The sequence below is a fragment of the Streptomyces sp. McG3 genome (assembly GCF_018619185.1).
GTDB lineage: Bacteria > Actinomycetota > Actinomycetes > Streptomycetales > Streptomycetaceae > Streptomyces.
The window spans coordinates 17188-32756 of the sequence record NZ_JAAXYC010000022.1 but is presented as its reverse complement, the minus strand read 5'-3'; the positions used below and the strand labels follow the sequence as shown (position 1 = coordinate 32756).

Here is a 15569-nt window from a genome sequence, read left to right as displayed (position 1 = left end):
CCGGATCGTGGCCGACCGCGATCCGCCTGACCCCTTGAGGAGCTTCCATGCCCGACCGTGACCCGATTGCCGAGATCGGACCCTTCAGCGACGCACGCGCCGACGCGACCCCCTGGCCGACCGCGCTGCGTGTGCTGGAGCAGGCGCGGCTGTTCTGGCTGTCCACCGTCCGCCCCGACGGCCGGCCCCACGTGACGCCGCTGCTGGCCGTCTGGAACGGCGGCGCTCTGTACTTCGCGACCGGTGACCAGGAGCGTAAGGCGCGCAACCTCCAGGGCAACCACCACTGTGTCATGACAACGGGCACGAACGTCCTGGACGGTCTCGACATCACCATCGAAGGACTGGCCGAGTCGGTGAGCGACCCGACAGAACGCAGCACTGCCGCAGACGCCTACGAGGGCAAGTACGGCGACCTGCTGACGAGCCCCGACGGCACCTGGTACGGCCTCGGTGACACCATTCGCGTCGGCGATGTCCTGCTGTACCGCATCGACCCGGCGGTCGGATTCGCCTTCGGGAAAGGCGAGGTGTACAGCCAGACCCGCTATCGCTTCCACCACGGATCTTCTGAACAGCGGTGATGGGGGTCCGTCCGGCGCCATGGAGGTGTCGCGGTGCCGGGGGCCCGGGTGCCCGGAGCCTCCGCGGACCCCTGCACGTACGCTGCAGCCTGATGCCTCCGCGACACCTCACCCTGCCGGTCCGCTGACGACGGGCGCGGTCACCCGGATCGTCCTCCGCCCGATCACCGGCCCCCTTCCGTTGGGGTTCTTCGCGCTCGGCATGGGAAGCGCGGTCCTCTCGACCCGCCAGCTGGGTTGGGTTCCGCTCGCCCAGAGCGGTGTGCTGCTGCTCCTGCTCCTCATCTTCGTCGTGCCCCTGCAGTTCGTCGCCGGGCTGTTCGCCTCTGTTGCCAGGGACGCCGGAGCGGGAACGGCTCTGCTTCTCCTCAGCTTCCCCTCTTCCGCCGCGGGGCCGCCCGCACCTCCATCGAGGGCGGCCTGCGCGAACAGCTCACCGCCGCACAGCAGGAGGCCGGGGTCCGCCACCAGCTGTGACGCCGGAGCCCGGCGGCACGGGCGGGCCCGGCGCACCACCCGGCCGCCACGCGGTGCGCCTCCAGCCGCTCACACGGGGTACGCCGAGCGCGCCGCACGGCCGGCCCGCGAAGCTCCCGCCGAGTGCCCTGCCCACGAGCGGAGGTGAGCCGGTCGCAGGCCCGCACCATCGAGGAGATGGCCGCGGGTCTGCGACCGGGAGGACGTACCGCTGTCGGTGCGCGGTGAACGTGGAGGTTAGAGCCGTTCGATTAAGATGTTGCGGAACCTCGGGTTCTCACCGGGGTCTCCGTGGTCCTGCAACTTGATGTGGCCCGGTGCGGGCCCTCGGGCCGGCCTGCGCCGGTCGGGCCGGCGATGGCGACGTTCCTGTGCACCGTCCTGCCGTTCCACCGGAGGGTCACCCGTGCGTCCTGGACCTTCTTCCCGTCGCTGTCGAAGCGAGCCGCCCGGAACTCGATGTCGTAGCTCTGCCAGGTGCCTGGCGGGGTCGCCGCGTTGACGTCGGGGGCCTTGCGCAGGTAGATCGAACCGGCGTCGTTGGTGGCGGGTACGTCGACCCCGAAGGACTCCAGGACCTGGAGCTCGTAACGCTCCTGGATGTAGACCCCGCTGTTGCCCCGGGCCTGTCCGGTGACGTCCGGCGGGTAGGGGGGCTGGTACCACTCGGCGTGCATCCGGAAGTCGCCGAACTTCTCCTTCGTACGGATGTCTCCGCCGAGGGACTCCACCGAGCCGTCCGCCACCGGCCACTTCGCCGGACTGCCGTCGTTCGCCTCCCAGGCGTCGAGGTCCGTGCCGTCGAAGAGGGTGGTGCGCTTCGTCGGGGTGACGGTGAGGCTGTCGAGGTTCACATGGCCGTCGTCCTCGGGCTCTCGCGTGCTCCTAGAAGAAGCCGAGCTTCTTCGGCGAGTACGACACCAGAAGATTCTTCGTCTGCTGGTGGTACGGGCTCGGCATAGCCTCTGAGCTGCGAGTATGGGTGGAATTGGCAGCGGATGAGCCGAGTTGGCCCGCATCTGGTCCGGATCTTGGTGAGGTCGCTGGGCGGACGGCCCCGCACCCGGCCGGATCACGTCAGTGGCGACAAGGCTTACAGCTCACGCCGAAACCGCCGCTACTCGCTGGGCGATCGAGGAAGCCTTCCAGGCAGCGAAGAACGAAGCCCACCCATCAACGGTGGGTGCTGGCTCGCCGCAGCCTGGCCCGTTCGGACGAGATCGCGTACTACCTCGCCCATGCACCGAACGGCACCCCCGTCGCCGAACTGGTCCGGATCGCCGGGGCGCCGCCTGGAGGTACTTCGACGTCTCCGCTAGGTTCTGTCGTCAAATGTCACGCCCACATCAGGAGTGATGCGAGAGTGGCGGCTGCTTTGTAGGACTCGGCGGTCTTGTCGTAGCGAGTTGCGATGCCCCGCCATTGCTTCAGGCGGTTGAAGCACCGTTCCACGACGTTGCGGTGCTTGTAGATCTCGCGGTCGAAGGCCGGCGGGCGGCCTCCGCGGCTGCCTCGACGGGCCCGGTTGCGGACTTGGTCGGCCCGCTCGGGAATCGTGTGCGGGATGCCTCGGCGCCGCAGCCAGGAGGCTGAGCGCGGCCAGTTCATGTTCGGTGAACAAGTCCTGCACGTGAGGATCGGCTGGTCGATGTGCCGGTGCTCGGTCAACGCTCCGATGCCGGCAGCCTGGAGCCGGGCGGCGAGTTCTTCCGCGACGACGGCTGAGCGATGCCGGCCGCAGCTTCTCTCGCCTATTGCGAGCTGTTGCTTCCGATGTCAATCAGTCGCGGTTCACCTGGCCTCGCCCTCTGAGTCCTGCCTCAGCCGAACGCCTTGATAGAGCCCCGTCATGACATACCGGTTCACTAATCAGTGTGTGGCCAAGGCCGTCCCGGTATTCATAGCCGCACAGCGTAGCTCGCCGACAGGACATCGAGACTCCCGTTCGACGGACACCACTCAAGATCGGAAAGACAACAGCTTCTCAGCTGCATCCGGACCGCGAATGAACCGCAACTTGGCCGTCGGCTCCGCACGAGAACAGCCCAGGCCGACCCGGCCGAACCAGGAATGGGGTAGCCCGTCTGTGGCGGACGAGCGGGAAAGTCGGTCAGGGAGTCCTGCCTACGCATCGGCGGGTGCCTGGCGGAGAAGCGCGTACCTTCACACCACCGGGTGGCCGGGTTCATCCAGTGCCGCCCAGGGCAGGGGATGGTCGTTCGTGCCGACCGTCGCCGGCTTCCCGTCCTCGGACGCGAATCCAGTCGACGCGCCCGCGGCTTATGCGACGTGCCACGCGGAGGGTTCGTGGCACGACGTAGGCGTGCCGCGCGAGAGCACGGTCCGCCGGGGTGGGCGTCGCGCGGGGCTTCGGGCGACCGGTCGGCGGTCAGCCCGAAGCCCCGGTGCATCAGCTACAGGACTGTTGCCCCGTAGGCGCTCAGCGCCTCGGTGACGGGCTGGTAGAACGTTGTGCCGCCGGTCCGGCAGTTGCCGCTGCCTCCGGAGGTGAGACCCAGAGCGGTGCTGCCCGCGAAGAGCGCGCCACCACTGTCACCGGGCTCGGCGCAGACGTTGGTCTGGATCATGCCGTACACGATCCCGCTGGAACCGTAGTTGACCGTGGCGTTGAGGCCGGTTACCGTGCCGCTCCGCAGGCCGGTCGTGCTGCCGCTGCGCTGGACGGCCTGGCCCACGGAGGCGTTGCCCGCGGTCGTGATGTCCTGGTAGGAGCCGTTGTACAGGTAGACCCGGCCGTCGGCCGCCGCCGGGTTCGAGTGGCGGATGATGCCGTAGTCGTTGTTCGGGAAGCTGGTTCCGGTGCGCGTACCAATGGACCAGTTGGCGCTGATGTTGGTGCAGTGGCCGGCGGTGAGCGCGTGGGCGACTCCGTTGACCGACACGTTGAAGCCGAGCGAACAGCGGCTGCCACCGGTGGTGATGGCCTCGCCGCCTGCGATCAGCGGGGTGAACTTGCCCTCGGCGCGCTTGACCGTCAGTTCCGCCTTGGAGTCCGCCAGAGCGTTGCTGACCTTGGCCAGTTCTGCCTTCGATACGGTGCTGTCAGCGGTGAGGACGATCCTGCCCGTGCTCGCCTCCGTGTACCAGGCGGTGCCCGCCACATCAGCGGCGACGATGGCGGAGCTGGCGTCGGCGAGCTGCGAAACGGTGGCCTTGGACTCCGCATCAGGAGCGGCGACGGCCGAGGGGGCGGCCAGGGCCACGGCGGCCATCAGGCCCGACGCCACGGCGAGGAGCCGTGCGTGTCTTGACGTGCTGCTGAGCGGCGAGAAGCGCTTGAAGGTCACGAGATCCTCCGAGGTATGGGGGGACAGCCCTGGTCGGGTGAGGTGGGGCCGTTGGTGCGCGAGGTTCCCGCCCAGTAGGAGTAAGCGTGAACCTGCCAAGTTGCACGCTGGAATCGTCGACGGCGATTGTCCCTGACGCAAGGACAGATTCGCGCCCGCGTGCCCGGAATGAGATGAGCGTCGACGAGTGGCGGTAGATCTGATCCATCGCGCACAATTGACCCCAAAGGGAAATTTGGAGCGGATGCGTAAGAATTTATGGGTGGGCGTCGCGCTCAGATGCTGCACATGGTCGCGGCGGGTCGCGAGTCGAGATGAGTTTGTCATTTCTTTGCATATGGTTACCCTCGGTTACGCCATGATTGCTTAGGATTTCATGCTTCGCGCGTGGTCTCGCAGATTGCGTGCATGAACCATCAAAGAGGCGTTGGTTGCCAGCTTCCTGGCGAGGTGCTCGGGGAGTTATGGTGATGAAATGCGCACTCGCTGCCTTTTCGGGCTGGCTGAATACGTGCTTCCGCCTGGGAGGAACTGGCATCGACGGTCCGAATGCGTCCGGAGAAGCCCTCTTGTGAACCGGTTCAGCGTGTGTAGCCGGTCCCCGGTGACGGCCGCTCAGGCGTGCGCGGCAAGCTCGACGCGACTCCGTGCGGGCCTTCATCGCTTCGGGATCGAACGGGCCGGACTGCCCCCTCACCGACCCGGCCGCGGTGTCCGGTTGCCTGGACCACGCCTCAAAGTGTGACGTTCCGTCAAGGCCCGGACGGTGTCGCGTCGCACCGTCGGCTTCTCGGTCGGAGGCAGGCCGCCCACGCTGACCAGCGGCGCCTCCCTTTAAGCCCGAAGTGCGCTGCACCGAGTGAAACCCGCCCCCTGGCCACCTTTTCCGATGACCAACCCGCCTGATGCCATTTCAGGCAGCCCAGCGTCCACCGCTGGCCTGCCGGTGATACCCGGAACGCACGGAACGGTGCCCACGCTGCAGACCTTCACCGGGTTCGGCGCTCTCCTGGTTGCGGCAGCTGCTACTGGCCGAGAACTCGAAGAGACTGAGCTGGAGCAGCTTCGGGCCTTCGGAGAATGGTCAGCTGTCGATGGCATCACCCTGCGGGCCCTTGTCGTTCACCACCTTGCGCTCGCCCGCACAGCCTGGCCCGCCGGATCGTCGGACGCCGATCATGTCCTGGCGACGGTGCAATGTGCTGTCGAGGCGCTCGGTAGGCGGCCCAGCTGGCGTTGGCGTAGCGGGCCCATGAGTCGGCGGTGCAGAGGTGGATGCCGGGCAGGTCGGCGACGACGGTGGGCGGCAGGCGGGTGACGGCCTCGATCATCGCGGTGTTACGGGCCTGGCGCACCGGTAGGTCGTGCTCGCGCATCTGGGCGTAGAGCCAGTTGAAGCTGCGGTGCCGGCTCGAAACCCTGCCCGGCATCAAGAACGGTGGTGACCCCGGGTGGGGGGAGAGCATCGACGTGCCGATGGCTCCGGTGATCTGCTCCTGGATGAGGCGGGCGAGTTTCGGTGGTAGAAGCACGGGGTTGCGCTTCAGGGTGAGGTAACCGTGCCCGTCGGCTCCCTGGGTGTAGCGGTCGGCGGTGAGGGGGACGATGCGGGTCAGCGACAGCGCATACAGGCGGCTCAGGGCGTCGGCGATGCGTACCTCGCGGGGCAGGCCGGTGTCGTTCAGGCAGACCCCAACATCGGCCGCTTCACCACCCCCGACCCCTCCGGCCAGGAACAGAACCCCTACCTCTACGCCGCAGGCGACCCCGTCAACCGCATCGACCTCACCGGACTGTTCAGTTTCGCCGACGGGGTCGGTGTGGTTGCCGGCACTGCCGGCGTCGGCTGTGTAGCGGCGGGCGCTGTGACTGCGGCCCTATGGGGTGCGGGCGCAGGTGGCGCAGGGGCAACTATCGCCGGTGGTACCCAGGCAGAACGGAAAAACGGCGCCATCGGAGGTCTGCTCGGTGGGCTGAGCGGGCCGATTGGCTCCGCTATCTTCGGCTAGATCACGGCAGGAGGAAAATGGCTGGCACCAGGGCACGAAAGAGTATTCCGGTTATCATCGGAACGGCGGTGGCAGCGAGCGTCATCGGTACTCTCGCCGTACTGCTCGGGGTCCTCCAAGGAACAGCTCCACAAGCGGCTCTGCTCTTCGGAGTCGCTGGGGCTATCGGCGGGCTCGTCATTGTGATGCTCAAGCCTCGGACGAAACAAGAATAGGTCCAGCCAGCTTCGCGAATCCTGAGATTTCTGCGGAGTCGGCGAAATCTCAGAGGACGGACAGGCTGTCGAGGGCGGACAGTGCGGTGCCCCGACCAGACCCTGGCCGGGGCACCGCACTACGACTCGGCAGCGTCGTCGCCCTGACCGACGAAGCGAGCACGAAGGTCAACACGTACGCCTACAGTCCCCGAGGCGTCCAGCGAGACACCACCACCGAGACGGTCCCGCAGCCCTACCGCTTCGCCGGCGGCTACCAGGACCCCACCGGCCTCTACCGCTTCGCGGCCCGCTTCTACGACCCCAACATCGGCCGCTTCACCACCCCCGGCCCCTCCGGCCAGGAACAGAACTCCTACCTCTACGCGACAGGCGACCCCGTCAACAACATCGACCCTTCGGGCCTTGGATGGCTTCAGAAAGCAGGAGACTTCCTGAGCGATCACGAGAACAAGGTGGGAGCTGCTGTCGGATGCATTACCGGGATTGGTGCCGCAGCCGAAACGGGAGTCATCCAGGCCGCAAGCATTCTCGGTGGCCCCCTCGGGACGGTAGGCGCGGTAGCCGCCAGCTGCGCGGTTGGTGGCACGATGGGCTACGCAGGCATGGACATCATCAGCTACGGGTGATTATGTCGTGGCGCCCATAGCTCGTTAGCCACAAACTCTGTCGTGGCAACGGATTCATCCGTTGCCACGACTAAGGGAAAGCATGCAGGAATATGGAGTTCAAGGTGAACGATAAAGTCAAGTTGCAAGTATTCTCTGTCGTTTGCGTTGCGATATCTATCGCGGCATTGGTGGCTGGCGTGCAGACAGGTGACGGGATGTATCTTTTCTTGGGGGGTATGGGGCTGCTAGGGATTGCTCTAGTTGCCTTCGCGGTAATACGTAAAGGGAAACGTAGTTCTTAATCCGCTAGATAGCCGGTCGCCGTAGGTCAGCGGGGGTGGGTCAGCGGGTCCGGGAAGCCGACGCCTCTTTCTCCGTTACAGCAGCGGCAGAGGGCCCTCCGTATTTATACGAGGCGGTTTGTCGGGTCCGCTGGCTGCCGGGGTTGCCGGGCTTCCGGACGACGGCAACGCCCATGCGGAGGGGGAGGTGTGCGTCCGTGTCGACACTGGGCTGGTCGTCGAGGTGCTGGCCGGTTCGGGCCGACACGGCGCCCTGACTATTGAGGGGGTCCGCTGACCTCGTTGCGGGTCGGCAGGTTCCTCCAGCGTCGGCGCTGAGCAGGACGTATGCACGGCCGATCATCGCCCGGTAGCCCGCCCCGACGCGCTCCTGGTAGGGGTGTCGCCGGTCCAGCCCCACCGGTCGGAGTCGTCGGGCCGGGCCTTGAGTCGGACCGGCCGCCGGGCCCGTACAGGCCGTGATTGCTGATCAGGAGCGCACCGTCGGCGCGCTCCTCGGCAGTGTCGTCGCCCTGGCCGACGAGACCGGTACCAAGGTCAACACCTACGCCTACAGCACCAGCGGCGTCCAGCATGCCACCACCACGGAGCAGGTCCCCCAGCCCTACCGCTTCGCCGGCGGCTACCAGGACCCCACGGGCCTCTACCACTTCGCGGCCCGCTTCTACGACCCAAACATCGGCCGCTTCACCACCCCCGACCCCTCCGGGCTGGAGAGGAACCCCTACCTCTACGCCGACGGTGACCGCGTCAACCGCATTGACCCCACCAGGCTCTGGGACTGGGGCAAGTTCGCCAGCAGAACCATCTGCACGGGCGTAGCCGGTGGGCTTGGAGGCTGCGCGGCGGGTGCTCTCGGGTCCATCTGGACGGGTCCGGGTGCCGTGGCAGGATGCGGAATCGGTGCCGCCACGGGGGCTGCGGGCGGCTTGGTGACAGGTGCCGCGGACTACACCTGGTCAGAGATATTCGTCTGACATCGCATCACATCGAACGAAGTTCGAAAATGGAGCCTATTTGGATTGTCGGCCTCGTCGTGGGGGCGGTGATCGGTGGACTCACCGTCGTTCTTCTGGGAAGGCGGCGGCAGTAGATCCGCAGGAATCTCGGACTCCGGTCGGCGTCGGCGTTGAGCGCAGTGCTGCCTACCGGAGCGCCGGGCAGAAGCGGCCCTAGTGCGCGCTCCCGCAGACTTCGCTGTCTGACCTGCAGTTTCACCGGGCGCTGGTAGCGGGTCGTGGGGAATTCGAGGGGCGGTCTCACTGAGGCCGCCCCTCGAGCGTGCGACGGTTTGCAGAGCGACAACTACGGGCGCCTGCGTTGGGGGCAGTCCTGCGGCTCCGCCGACTGGGGCCGGACAGCGCCAGCGCCGCCCTCCAAGTCGTTGAACCCTCGCCTCGAAGAATTGAGCCGGGCCACGACGGCAGCGAGGGGAAGCGTTCCGGCGGTGAACCTTCTCGCCCGCGCGAGTGACGGCTGGTCTTCCGGGCTTCGCGGCGGGCCGGTAGAACGCGGTGGTGATCAAGCTGCTGTCACGCTTTTGGCGGAATCGTCCTGGCTGGAGCAGGCCCGCGTCCTGGCTGCCTGGCACCCGGCCTCGTACGTCGCGTGGGACGTCATGGAACACCCCGAGCAGGCTCCGCCGTCGCCGCCCGCCCGCCCGTACACCGAGCGCCGCGCCCTCCTGAAGGACCGACGTTCCGAACGTGCTGATCACGGACTGGTTCTTCACCGAGCTCGGCCAGCCCGACGCCGACTCGATCATGGACGACGCGCTGGGGGTGGTGGTCCCGGACTTTCCCGAGGCACATCCGCTCACACCGGCCACGACCGCGCCGGTGTGGTTCTGCGGACCCCTTGTGGACGCCTTCGCACCACAGCGGGCGGAGGCGCGCAAGGCCCTCGGCCTCGACGAGGACGCGCTCGTCCTGACGGTGGCAGCGGGCGGTCGCCCGGACCGTATCGCCGCCCTGCACATCCGTTGCAGGCGCTCCAGGCGTGGAGCAGATACGCCGCCCCGACGGATCAGCTCCTCCTCCTGGCGGACCCGCCCCCCACGCGCGGGCGAACCCCCGCCACCCCCAACGTCCGATGGGTCGGGCGGAGCAATCGGCCGGAGCTGTACTACCGGGCCGCCGATGTCGTACTGGCCGACGCGCTGGGCTTCACCGGCTGCGAACTCGTCGCCAACGGCGTGCCGGTCATCGCCTCCGTCACCCCGGACCCCGGCCGGGCGGTGCGCGTCGGATTCGCCGAGCGCATGGACATGCTGGAACGCACCGGTCTGCTGACCCGCACCCACGCCGACGAGGGCCCCGCGGCGCTGTGGGACAGCGTGCGGGAGATGCGCGGCCGGGCCGACGATCCGGCACCCGGGGACGTCTGGGCCGCCCCCTTGGACGTCGCCACCCGGATACTCGGCCACGGCCGTACGAGTTGAGGCCACCTTTCCGCTGCTCGCGGCGGTCGGCGGTGAGCTCCAGGACCACGGCGAACTCGTCGCCCCGAGGCGGCCGACGGACGCACTCGGGCCTGCCCACGCGGTGAGGCGGGTGCCGAACGCGGCGGAGTACGGCGTCACCCGCCGCGTGGCCCAGGGTGTCGTTCACGGCCTTGAAGTGGTCGGCGTCGACTATCACCAGCGCGACGTCGTCGCCGTGGCGGGCCAGGAGGCGGCGGGCGCGGGTGGTGTAGGCGTCACGGCGCAACAGCCCGGTCAGCGGATCCCTGCGGGTGGCGGCGAGGCGCTTGTGCAGGGTGACGGCGTGGACCGCCCAGCCGGTCAGCGGTACGGCGGTGGTGATCAGGAGGGTGCGCTTGCCGATCCGGCCCGGCAAGCGCTTGGCGTTCACCGAGGTGGCGTTGCCAAGCCGATTTCATAGGCGGTGATGACAAGTTGGACCCGGTCGCGGGCTTCGAGTTTGGTGAGTAGCCGCGCTACGTGTGCTTTTGCCGTGGCCACGCTGATGTAGAGGTGGGCGGCGATCTCGCTGTTGGACATGCCGCGTCCGACGAGGGTCAGTACCTCACGTTCCCGCTGGGTGATGTTCCCGACTGGTCGTGGATACGGGGCTGGTTCGGGGCGGGCGGCGAACTCTGCGATCAGGCGGCGCGTGACGCTCGGGGCGATCAGGGCGTCTCCAGCGGCTACCACGCGGATCGCCCCGAGGATGTCGTCCAGTGCCATGTCCTTGACGAGGAATCCGCTCGCACCCGCTCGGAGCGCGCCGTAGAAGTACTCGTCGTCGTCGAACGTGGTGAGGATAAGGACGCGCGTCGCTCCAGCCGCTGCTGTGATCAGCCCGGTGGCCTCGAGGCCGTCCATGCCTGGCATGCGGATGTCCATCACTGCCACGTCGGGCTCCGTGTTCCGGACCAGCTGGACCGCTTCCGTGCCGGTTCCAGCCGGTTCGCCCCCGACTTGTTCCGCATCCTCTCCTGGTCCTCCTCAAGCAGCGTCCAGACCTCGATCAGGTCCTCCGGCTCCCGCTCCTGTCGCACCCCGCGCTCCCTCCGGTCGTCATGACCGGACCAACCTCGCCGAGCACGGCCCCCGATGAGCCCAGAAAATCAAAAGTCCTGACAAGCGCACCCGAGATCCGCTACAGAGAGCTACGTGTCACTTCGCCGTAGCTTCGGGAGGACAGGGCCAAGATCCCCGCGAGTTCGCGGGAACTGAAGGCTCTTCAGCGGGAACCCGAGGGTTCAAGGACGTCCTTTTCGGGGGTTGACCCGTGGGTTCGCGGCGAACACGCTTGAGCTGCTTTGAGGTTGGTCTGGAAAAGAGTGCTGACCCCGTTCCTCGTCAAGGTGCTGTCGCTTGTCAGCCCGGCAGGGCGTTCACAGGACGAGCATGAGCTTGCCGCCGGGTCGGCGGGACTGGCTGAGCTCGGCCGCTTCCTGGACCTGGTCGAGCGTGTAGGTGCGGGCGACCGGTACGACCAAGATGCCTTTGTCGGCGAGCCGGGCGAATTCGTCCATCTGCTCATAGCGGATCTCGGTGGTGGTCCGGACGCCCAGCTCGGCCGCGGCGGCGAAGTCCGAGACGGTGAGGACGCGGTCGGGATCCCCGGTCAGCTCGATAAGGGTCGGTAGTGAGCCGCCGGCCGGGCTGGGCTGGTCGGCGCGGTCGATCCGGCCCCCGGTCGGCGTGGCGTCGAGGGCACGATCGATGCGGCCTCCGGCCAGTGCCCTGACGCGTTCGGCCATGTCCTCGCCGTAGGTGGTCACCTGCGCGCCGATCTCTTCCAGGGCCGCGGCCCGGGTCTGCCCGGCGGTGGCGATCACTCGAATACCCCGGTGTAGCGCGAAGCGCACCGCTGTCTCACCCACGGTGGTGCCCGCGCCGTGGACGAGCAGCAGCTCGCCCGGCTGGACGCCGAGGTCGTCGAGCGCGCGCCACGCCGTCTCGGCCGCCATCGGCAGCGCGGCGGCCTGCTCGGCGGTGACACCTTCGGGGATGCGTGCCCAGGCCGGCATCAGCGCGTACTCGGCGGCGCCGGCCGTCTGGCCGTGGAAGGTTGCCGGGCCGAATACGCGGTCGCCGATCTGAACGTCGGTGACGCCCTCGCCGAGCGCGTCGACGGTGCCCGCAATCTCGAGGCCGAGCCCGCGCGGCAGCGGCGGCAGACGGTCGGCGAGGAGACCGTCGACGATGTGCCAGTCGGCCGGTGTCAGGCCGCACGCCCGTACGGCGATCCGAATCTGACCGGGTCCCGGCTCCGGCTGTGGGACGTCGCGGAGCGCGATCACGTCCGGGGGCCCGAACCGGTCGAACTGAAGAGCCTTCATGACAATCTCCCGAGTGATGACAGCATCTGTCGTCATCGACGGTATCATCGTGACAACAGATGCTGTTGTCGTATCCTGGCGGGTATGCCGAGATGGGAATCCGATGCACAAGGCCGACTCGAGCGCGCAGCGCTCGACCTGTTCGAGACACAGGGGTTCGAGGGCACCTCGGTCGCGCAGATCGCGGGCGCCGCCGGTCTGAAGGAGCGCTCCTTCTACCGTTACTTCCCCGACAAGCGGGAAGTCCTCTTCGCCGGTAACGAACTCGAGGCCCACCTCGTCGCCCAGGTCGAGGCGGCCGACCCGGGCCTCACGCCGATCGAGGCGCTGCTGACCGCACTGGGAACCGCCGAGGAGATCTTCCGCCCGCGCGAGTTCCTGCTGCGCCGGGGAAGAGTGATCGCCGCCAACCCGGCACTGGCTGAGCGCGATCTGATCAAGCTCGCCGACATCGCCGACGCGCTGGCGCCGGCGCTCGAGCGCCGCGGCGTCGAGCCTGGCAAGGCACGCTTCATCATCGACGTAGTGCTGGCGATCCACCGGCGCGCCATGCCCCGCTGGCTAGCCGAGCCGGACACCACCCTCGCTCAGCTCATGGCCCAGGCCGCCGCCGAGCTGCGTGAGACGGTCGCGCTGCCGGCTCCGACAGCCCGCTGAATCGGCCCACGACTCCCGAAGTTGTCGCGAGAACGAACCCGGCGAGCGCGTCGGTCTCGAACTGCTCCAGTCCCGCTGCTGAGACCGGATCGCGGAACTCGCCCGGGTCGCATACAGCTGCCAGCACCAACCCGAGTCTCCTCACCCCGATCGCCGATCGGTCGGACGAGGTGAGAACACTTCAAGAACCCTGAAACTACGTCACCAGCGCGAAGAACACCTCGAGGAGACAGAACACCCTGGCCACGGGGGCAAGGACTCACCAGGGATCGGAGGACTCACGGGATGTCGCACACCAGGCACCGTCCGCTCCAGCTCCAGGTTGGGTCTCACCATGGCGAGCAGCGCTACGAGTCCCGCAAGGGCAATACGCGAAGGACGCCAAGCCGGTTCGATTACGGCGGGACGGGGCGGTGGTACATGGTGGTACGTCGTTCAGTCGCAGGTGACTTCGTCGCGCGGGTCGTATCGCGTCTTGAAGTTCTCCGTCTTGACCGCCCTGCCGCCATCCTTGAAGACCCGGTCGACGGCGACGTGGAAGCCTTCGAGCGGAGTCTGCGGCACGCACTTCTCTCCGGATGCTCCCTCGCGGGTCGCCGGCTGCTTCACGGAGGTGCGCGGGCCCTTGACCGCTTCGATACCGTCGTACTTCTTGGTGCCGAGGAACGTGATCGTGACGGAGGTGTCTGTGGCGCGCGCGTCGATGTATATCGCGTTGCCGGAGTCGTTCCTGAACTTCAGGTCGAGGCTGCCCCAGGCCACCGTCGCCTCCCTGCCCTCCGGATAGCGCTCGATGTAGAACGAGTGTGCTCCGTACTCCACCGGTTTCACGCCGGCGAAGAAGAGGGCGTTGAAGACAGTGGTGGCCACTGCGGAGACACCCCCTCCGGCAGCCTTCTCGAACCGATCGTTGTTAATAATGACGCCGTCCACGAACCCGTTGGCCTCGGTCCGCTCGCCCACAGTGCGGTTGAAGCTCCAGGTCTCGTCAGGCAGTACAACCGACCCGTTGATCAGTTCTGCGGCGCGGCCTATGTTCGTGACGCGGTAGGGGTCGGGCTCGAAATCGACCGTGAAGGTCGACATCTGCTCCTTGATGCCCAGGCTGCCCAGGTTGTCACGGGTCAGCCTGGGCTCGGTCTCCTCGACGCCCACCGCCCCCGTGCGGGCTGTCCCACTCCTGGCCAGCAACGGCAGTACGGCCTTCTGGAGCGCCGCGGCCGTGACATCCTGCCCGGCCCTGCCGTCGGAGGCCACCGCCACTCGGCCGCCATCCAGGCTCAGCTCGGCATTGGCCGGCTCGTCGAGGGCAAGCGCGAGCTGACTCCCTACCGTTGGTTCGGCAAGGAGTCCCTTGCCGTCCAGCACCGGGGCCAGCGGCTTGTCCCCGTCGGGCTTCATGATGAGGTGCTTGCTGAGCGCCGCCGGGCCGATCTCGATCTCCTGACCACCGACGGTGAGCACGACCGGCGCAGACATCGCCGGAGTGGCGAATTCCTTCATCGCGCGTTTGACTTCCGCCGCATCGACCTGCGGTTCGGTTGTGCGAACTGGGAGCCGCAGCGACTCTCTCCCTCGGCCCGGGACCTGCGAAGCCAGCTTCTCGACCGCGCCGTCCACATCCAGGGATCGCCCGGTGACCGGTCGCGCAGGCACTGGCTCGCCCGCTCGGAAGGTGATGGCGCCCTCCCGCGCCTTCCGGTCGTACGACTTCGCCTCTTCGGCCAGAGACGCGCGGGCCTTCGCCTTGTCCACGCGAATCACCGGCTCGACGTCGCGGTCACTGCTCGTGAAGAGGCGCCCGATCACAGTGAACGGATCGGACCCCGTCTGCGCGGCGCGGCCGACGGTCTCCTCCGTGCCCAGAGAGATGCCGGATACGCGGACGGTGCTTTCACTATCACCGAGGCGCACCTTCACCGGCTCCGACCAGGCCTTGCCCAGAGTGCTGTCCAGCCTCTCCCGCGCCTGCGAGTCACTCAGTCCCCCGATGTCCACGCCGCCCACCCGGGTGCCTGCGGGAACATCGTCGCCGGCGACGAGCAGCCCCACGAGGTACAGCCCGCCGAAGCCCACACCCACAACTCCTGCGACGATTGCGGCACTGCGGCCTATTCGGCGACGACCGGCCGACGCAATGTCGGCAGGTGGGCCAGGAAGAGATGGGCGACTCACTGATTCTCCTCGTGTGTGACTGCGGCATGCCGCGGCGGACAGCGCCCGTACATTAGGCAGCTTTCCGAGTAGTGAGTAAAGGGTCCACCTCTGCCGGTTTGACTCACCCTAACCCGCTAGTCAACTAAGTTGGTTAGTAGGGCGCGGTAATGATTGGTCACGATCGCCGATGGCCGCGAAAGAGGCAGGACAACGGGGCACCGTTCCGAAGACGAGACCCTCCCTCGCTTCGAGCTGTACCTGTGGTGGATGGCCTGCCACCAACCGCAGTTTGCGCACTTCTAGCAGCCCAGGAAACCGCACCCCCGGGTGGGCACGCCCTGAAGCGGCAGGTCGAAGTGGCGTCTGGCTTGTTGATTCATCGGGGCGTGATGGGGTTGTGTGGGGTGGCGACGGCTTGGACCGCCCGCTGTCGGCGCAGCACCGCTCTCCACCACAAG

The 15569-nt window shown here is 67.5% G+C and carries 10 protein-coding genes and 5 pseudogenes; 7 read left to right on the top strand and 8 right to left on the bottom strand.

What is annotated here, in order from left to right; all coding sequences use genetic code 11:
* The first annotated feature begins 47 nt into the window (after nucleotides 1-47).
* Nucleotides 48-584, top strand: coding sequence for a pyridoxamine 5'-phosphate oxidase family protein (locus HET64_RS06170; RefSeq protein ID WP_215103018.1), 537 nt, complete (start codon nucleotides 48-50; stop codon nucleotides 582-584).
* A 714-nt stretch (nucleotides 585-1298) separates the two neighbouring features.
* On the opposite strand, the pseudogene HET64_RS06165 reads toward HET64_RS06170, so the two are convergent.
* Nucleotides 1299-1936: pseudogene (locus HET64_RS06165) on the bottom strand (DUF1080 domain-containing protein); the annotation flags it as partial.
* Between the two features lie 144 nt (nucleotides 1937-2080).
* Here HET64_RS06165 and HET64_RS39990 point away from each other — a divergent pair.
* Nucleotides 2081-2182 (top strand): annotated as a pseudogene (locus HET64_RS39990) (IS5/IS1182 family transposase); the annotation flags it as partial.
* A gap of 214 nt (nucleotides 2183-2396) precedes the next feature.
* Here the strand turns inward: HET64_RS39990 and HET64_RS06160 are convergent.
* The 3 genes and pseudogenes from HET64_RS06160 to HET64_RS06150 all read right to left on the bottom strand — a co-directional run.
* Nucleotides 2397-2642 (bottom strand): annotated as a pseudogene (locus HET64_RS06160) (transposase); the annotation flags it as partial.
* 833 nt (nucleotides 2643-3475) lie between these two features.
* The gene (locus tag HET64_RS06155) at nucleotides 3476-4369 is read right to left on the bottom strand and encodes a S1 family peptidase (protein WP_215103017.1); all 894 of its coding nucleotides are present in this window, start codon (nucleotides 4367-4369) and stop codon (nucleotides 3476-3478) included.
* Between the two features lie 1100 nt (nucleotides 4370-5469).
* Nucleotides 5470-5901, bottom strand: a complete 432-nt coding sequence (locus HET64_RS06150) for a hypothetical protein (RefSeq protein WP_215103016.1) — start codon at nucleotides 5899-5901, stop codon at nucleotides 5470-5472.
* Nucleotides 5902-5928: 27 nt separating this feature from the next.
* Here HET64_RS06150 and HET64_RS38785 point away from each other — a divergent pair, with 27 nt between their 5' ends.
* The 4 genes from HET64_RS38785 to HET64_RS38770 all read left to right on the top strand — a co-directional run bounded on the left by HET64_RS38785 (nucleotide 5929) and on the right by HET64_RS38770 (nucleotide 9946).
* Nucleotides 5929-6378 carry an RHS repeat-associated core domain-containing protein gene (locus HET64_RS38785; protein WP_374105541.1) on the top strand — a complete coding sequence of 150 codons (450 nt, stop codon included), beginning with the start codon at nucleotides 5929-5931 and terminating at the stop codon, nucleotides 6376-6378.
* 301 nt (nucleotides 6379-6679) lie between these two features.
* Nucleotides 6680-7222, top strand: a complete 543-nt coding sequence (locus HET64_RS38780) for an RHS repeat-associated core domain-containing protein (RefSeq protein WP_374105540.1) — start codon at nucleotides 6680-6682, stop codon at nucleotides 7220-7222.
* A 742-nt stretch (nucleotides 7223-7964) separates the two neighbouring features.
* Nucleotides 7965-8483 carry an RHS repeat-associated core domain-containing protein gene (locus tag HET64_RS38775; protein WP_374105539.1) on the top strand — a complete coding sequence of 173 codons (519 nt, stop codon included), beginning with the start codon at nucleotides 7965-7967 and terminating at the stop codon, nucleotides 8481-8483.
* A gap of 1004 nt (nucleotides 8484-9487) precedes the next feature.
* Nucleotides 9488-9946 carry a hypothetical protein gene (locus tag HET64_RS38770; protein ID WP_251144870.1) on the top strand — a complete coding sequence of 153 codons (459 nt, stop codon included), beginning with the start codon at nucleotides 9488-9490 and terminating at the stop codon, nucleotides 9944-9946.
* An 82-nt stretch (nucleotides 9947-10028) separates the two neighbouring features.
* On the opposite strand, the pseudogene HET64_RS39810 reads toward HET64_RS38770, so the two are convergent.
* The 3 genes and pseudogenes from HET64_RS39810 to HET64_RS06120 form a co-directional block, all read right to left on the bottom strand.
* Nucleotides 10029-10358, bottom strand: a pseudogene (locus HET64_RS39810) (diguanylate cyclase); the annotation flags it as partial.
* Nucleotides 10355-10930 (bottom strand): annotated as a pseudogene (locus HET64_RS06125) (response regulator); the annotation flags it as partial. The pseudogenes HET64_RS06125 and HET64_RS39810, both read right to left, overlap by 4 nt.
* Nucleotides 10931-11346: 416 nt before the next feature.
* Complete coding sequence (locus HET64_RS06120) at nucleotides 11347-12297, bottom strand: NADP-dependent oxidoreductase (RefSeq protein WP_215103014.1); 951 nt, start codon at nucleotides 12295-12297, stop codon at nucleotides 11347-11349.
* A gap of 84 nt (nucleotides 12298-12381) precedes the next feature.
* On the opposite strand from HET64_RS06120, the gene HET64_RS06115 reads away from it, so the two are divergent.
* A complete protein-coding gene (locus HET64_RS06115) occupies nucleotides 12382-12954 on the top strand; it encodes a TetR/AcrR family transcriptional regulator (protein ID WP_215103013.1) in 573 nt (190 codons plus the stop codon).
* Between the two features lie 435 nt (nucleotides 12955-13389).
* On the opposite strand, the gene HET64_RS06110 is transcribed toward HET64_RS06115, so the two are convergent.
* The gene (locus HET64_RS06110; RefSeq protein WP_215103012.1) at nucleotides 13390-15036 is read right to left on the bottom strand and encodes a VanW family protein; all 1647 of its coding nucleotides are present in this window, start codon (nucleotides 15034-15036) and stop codon (nucleotides 13390-13392) included.
* Between the last annotated feature and the right edge of the window lie 533 nt (nucleotides 15037-15569).

Bases quoted from the DNA above. Each gene is read 5' to 3' on its own strand.
- HET64_RS06170 (WP_215103018.1), top strand. From the start codon at position 48: ATGCCCGACCGTGACCCGATTGCCGAGATCGGACCCTTCAGCGACGCA.
- HET64_RS06120 (WP_215103014.1), bottom strand. From the start codon at position 12,297: ATGAAGGCTCTTCAGTTCGACCGGTTCGGGCCCCCGGACGTGATCGCG.
- HET64_RS06115 (WP_215103013.1), top strand. From the start codon at position 12,382: ATGCCGAGATGGGAATCCGATGCACAAGGCCGACTCGAGCGCGCAGCG.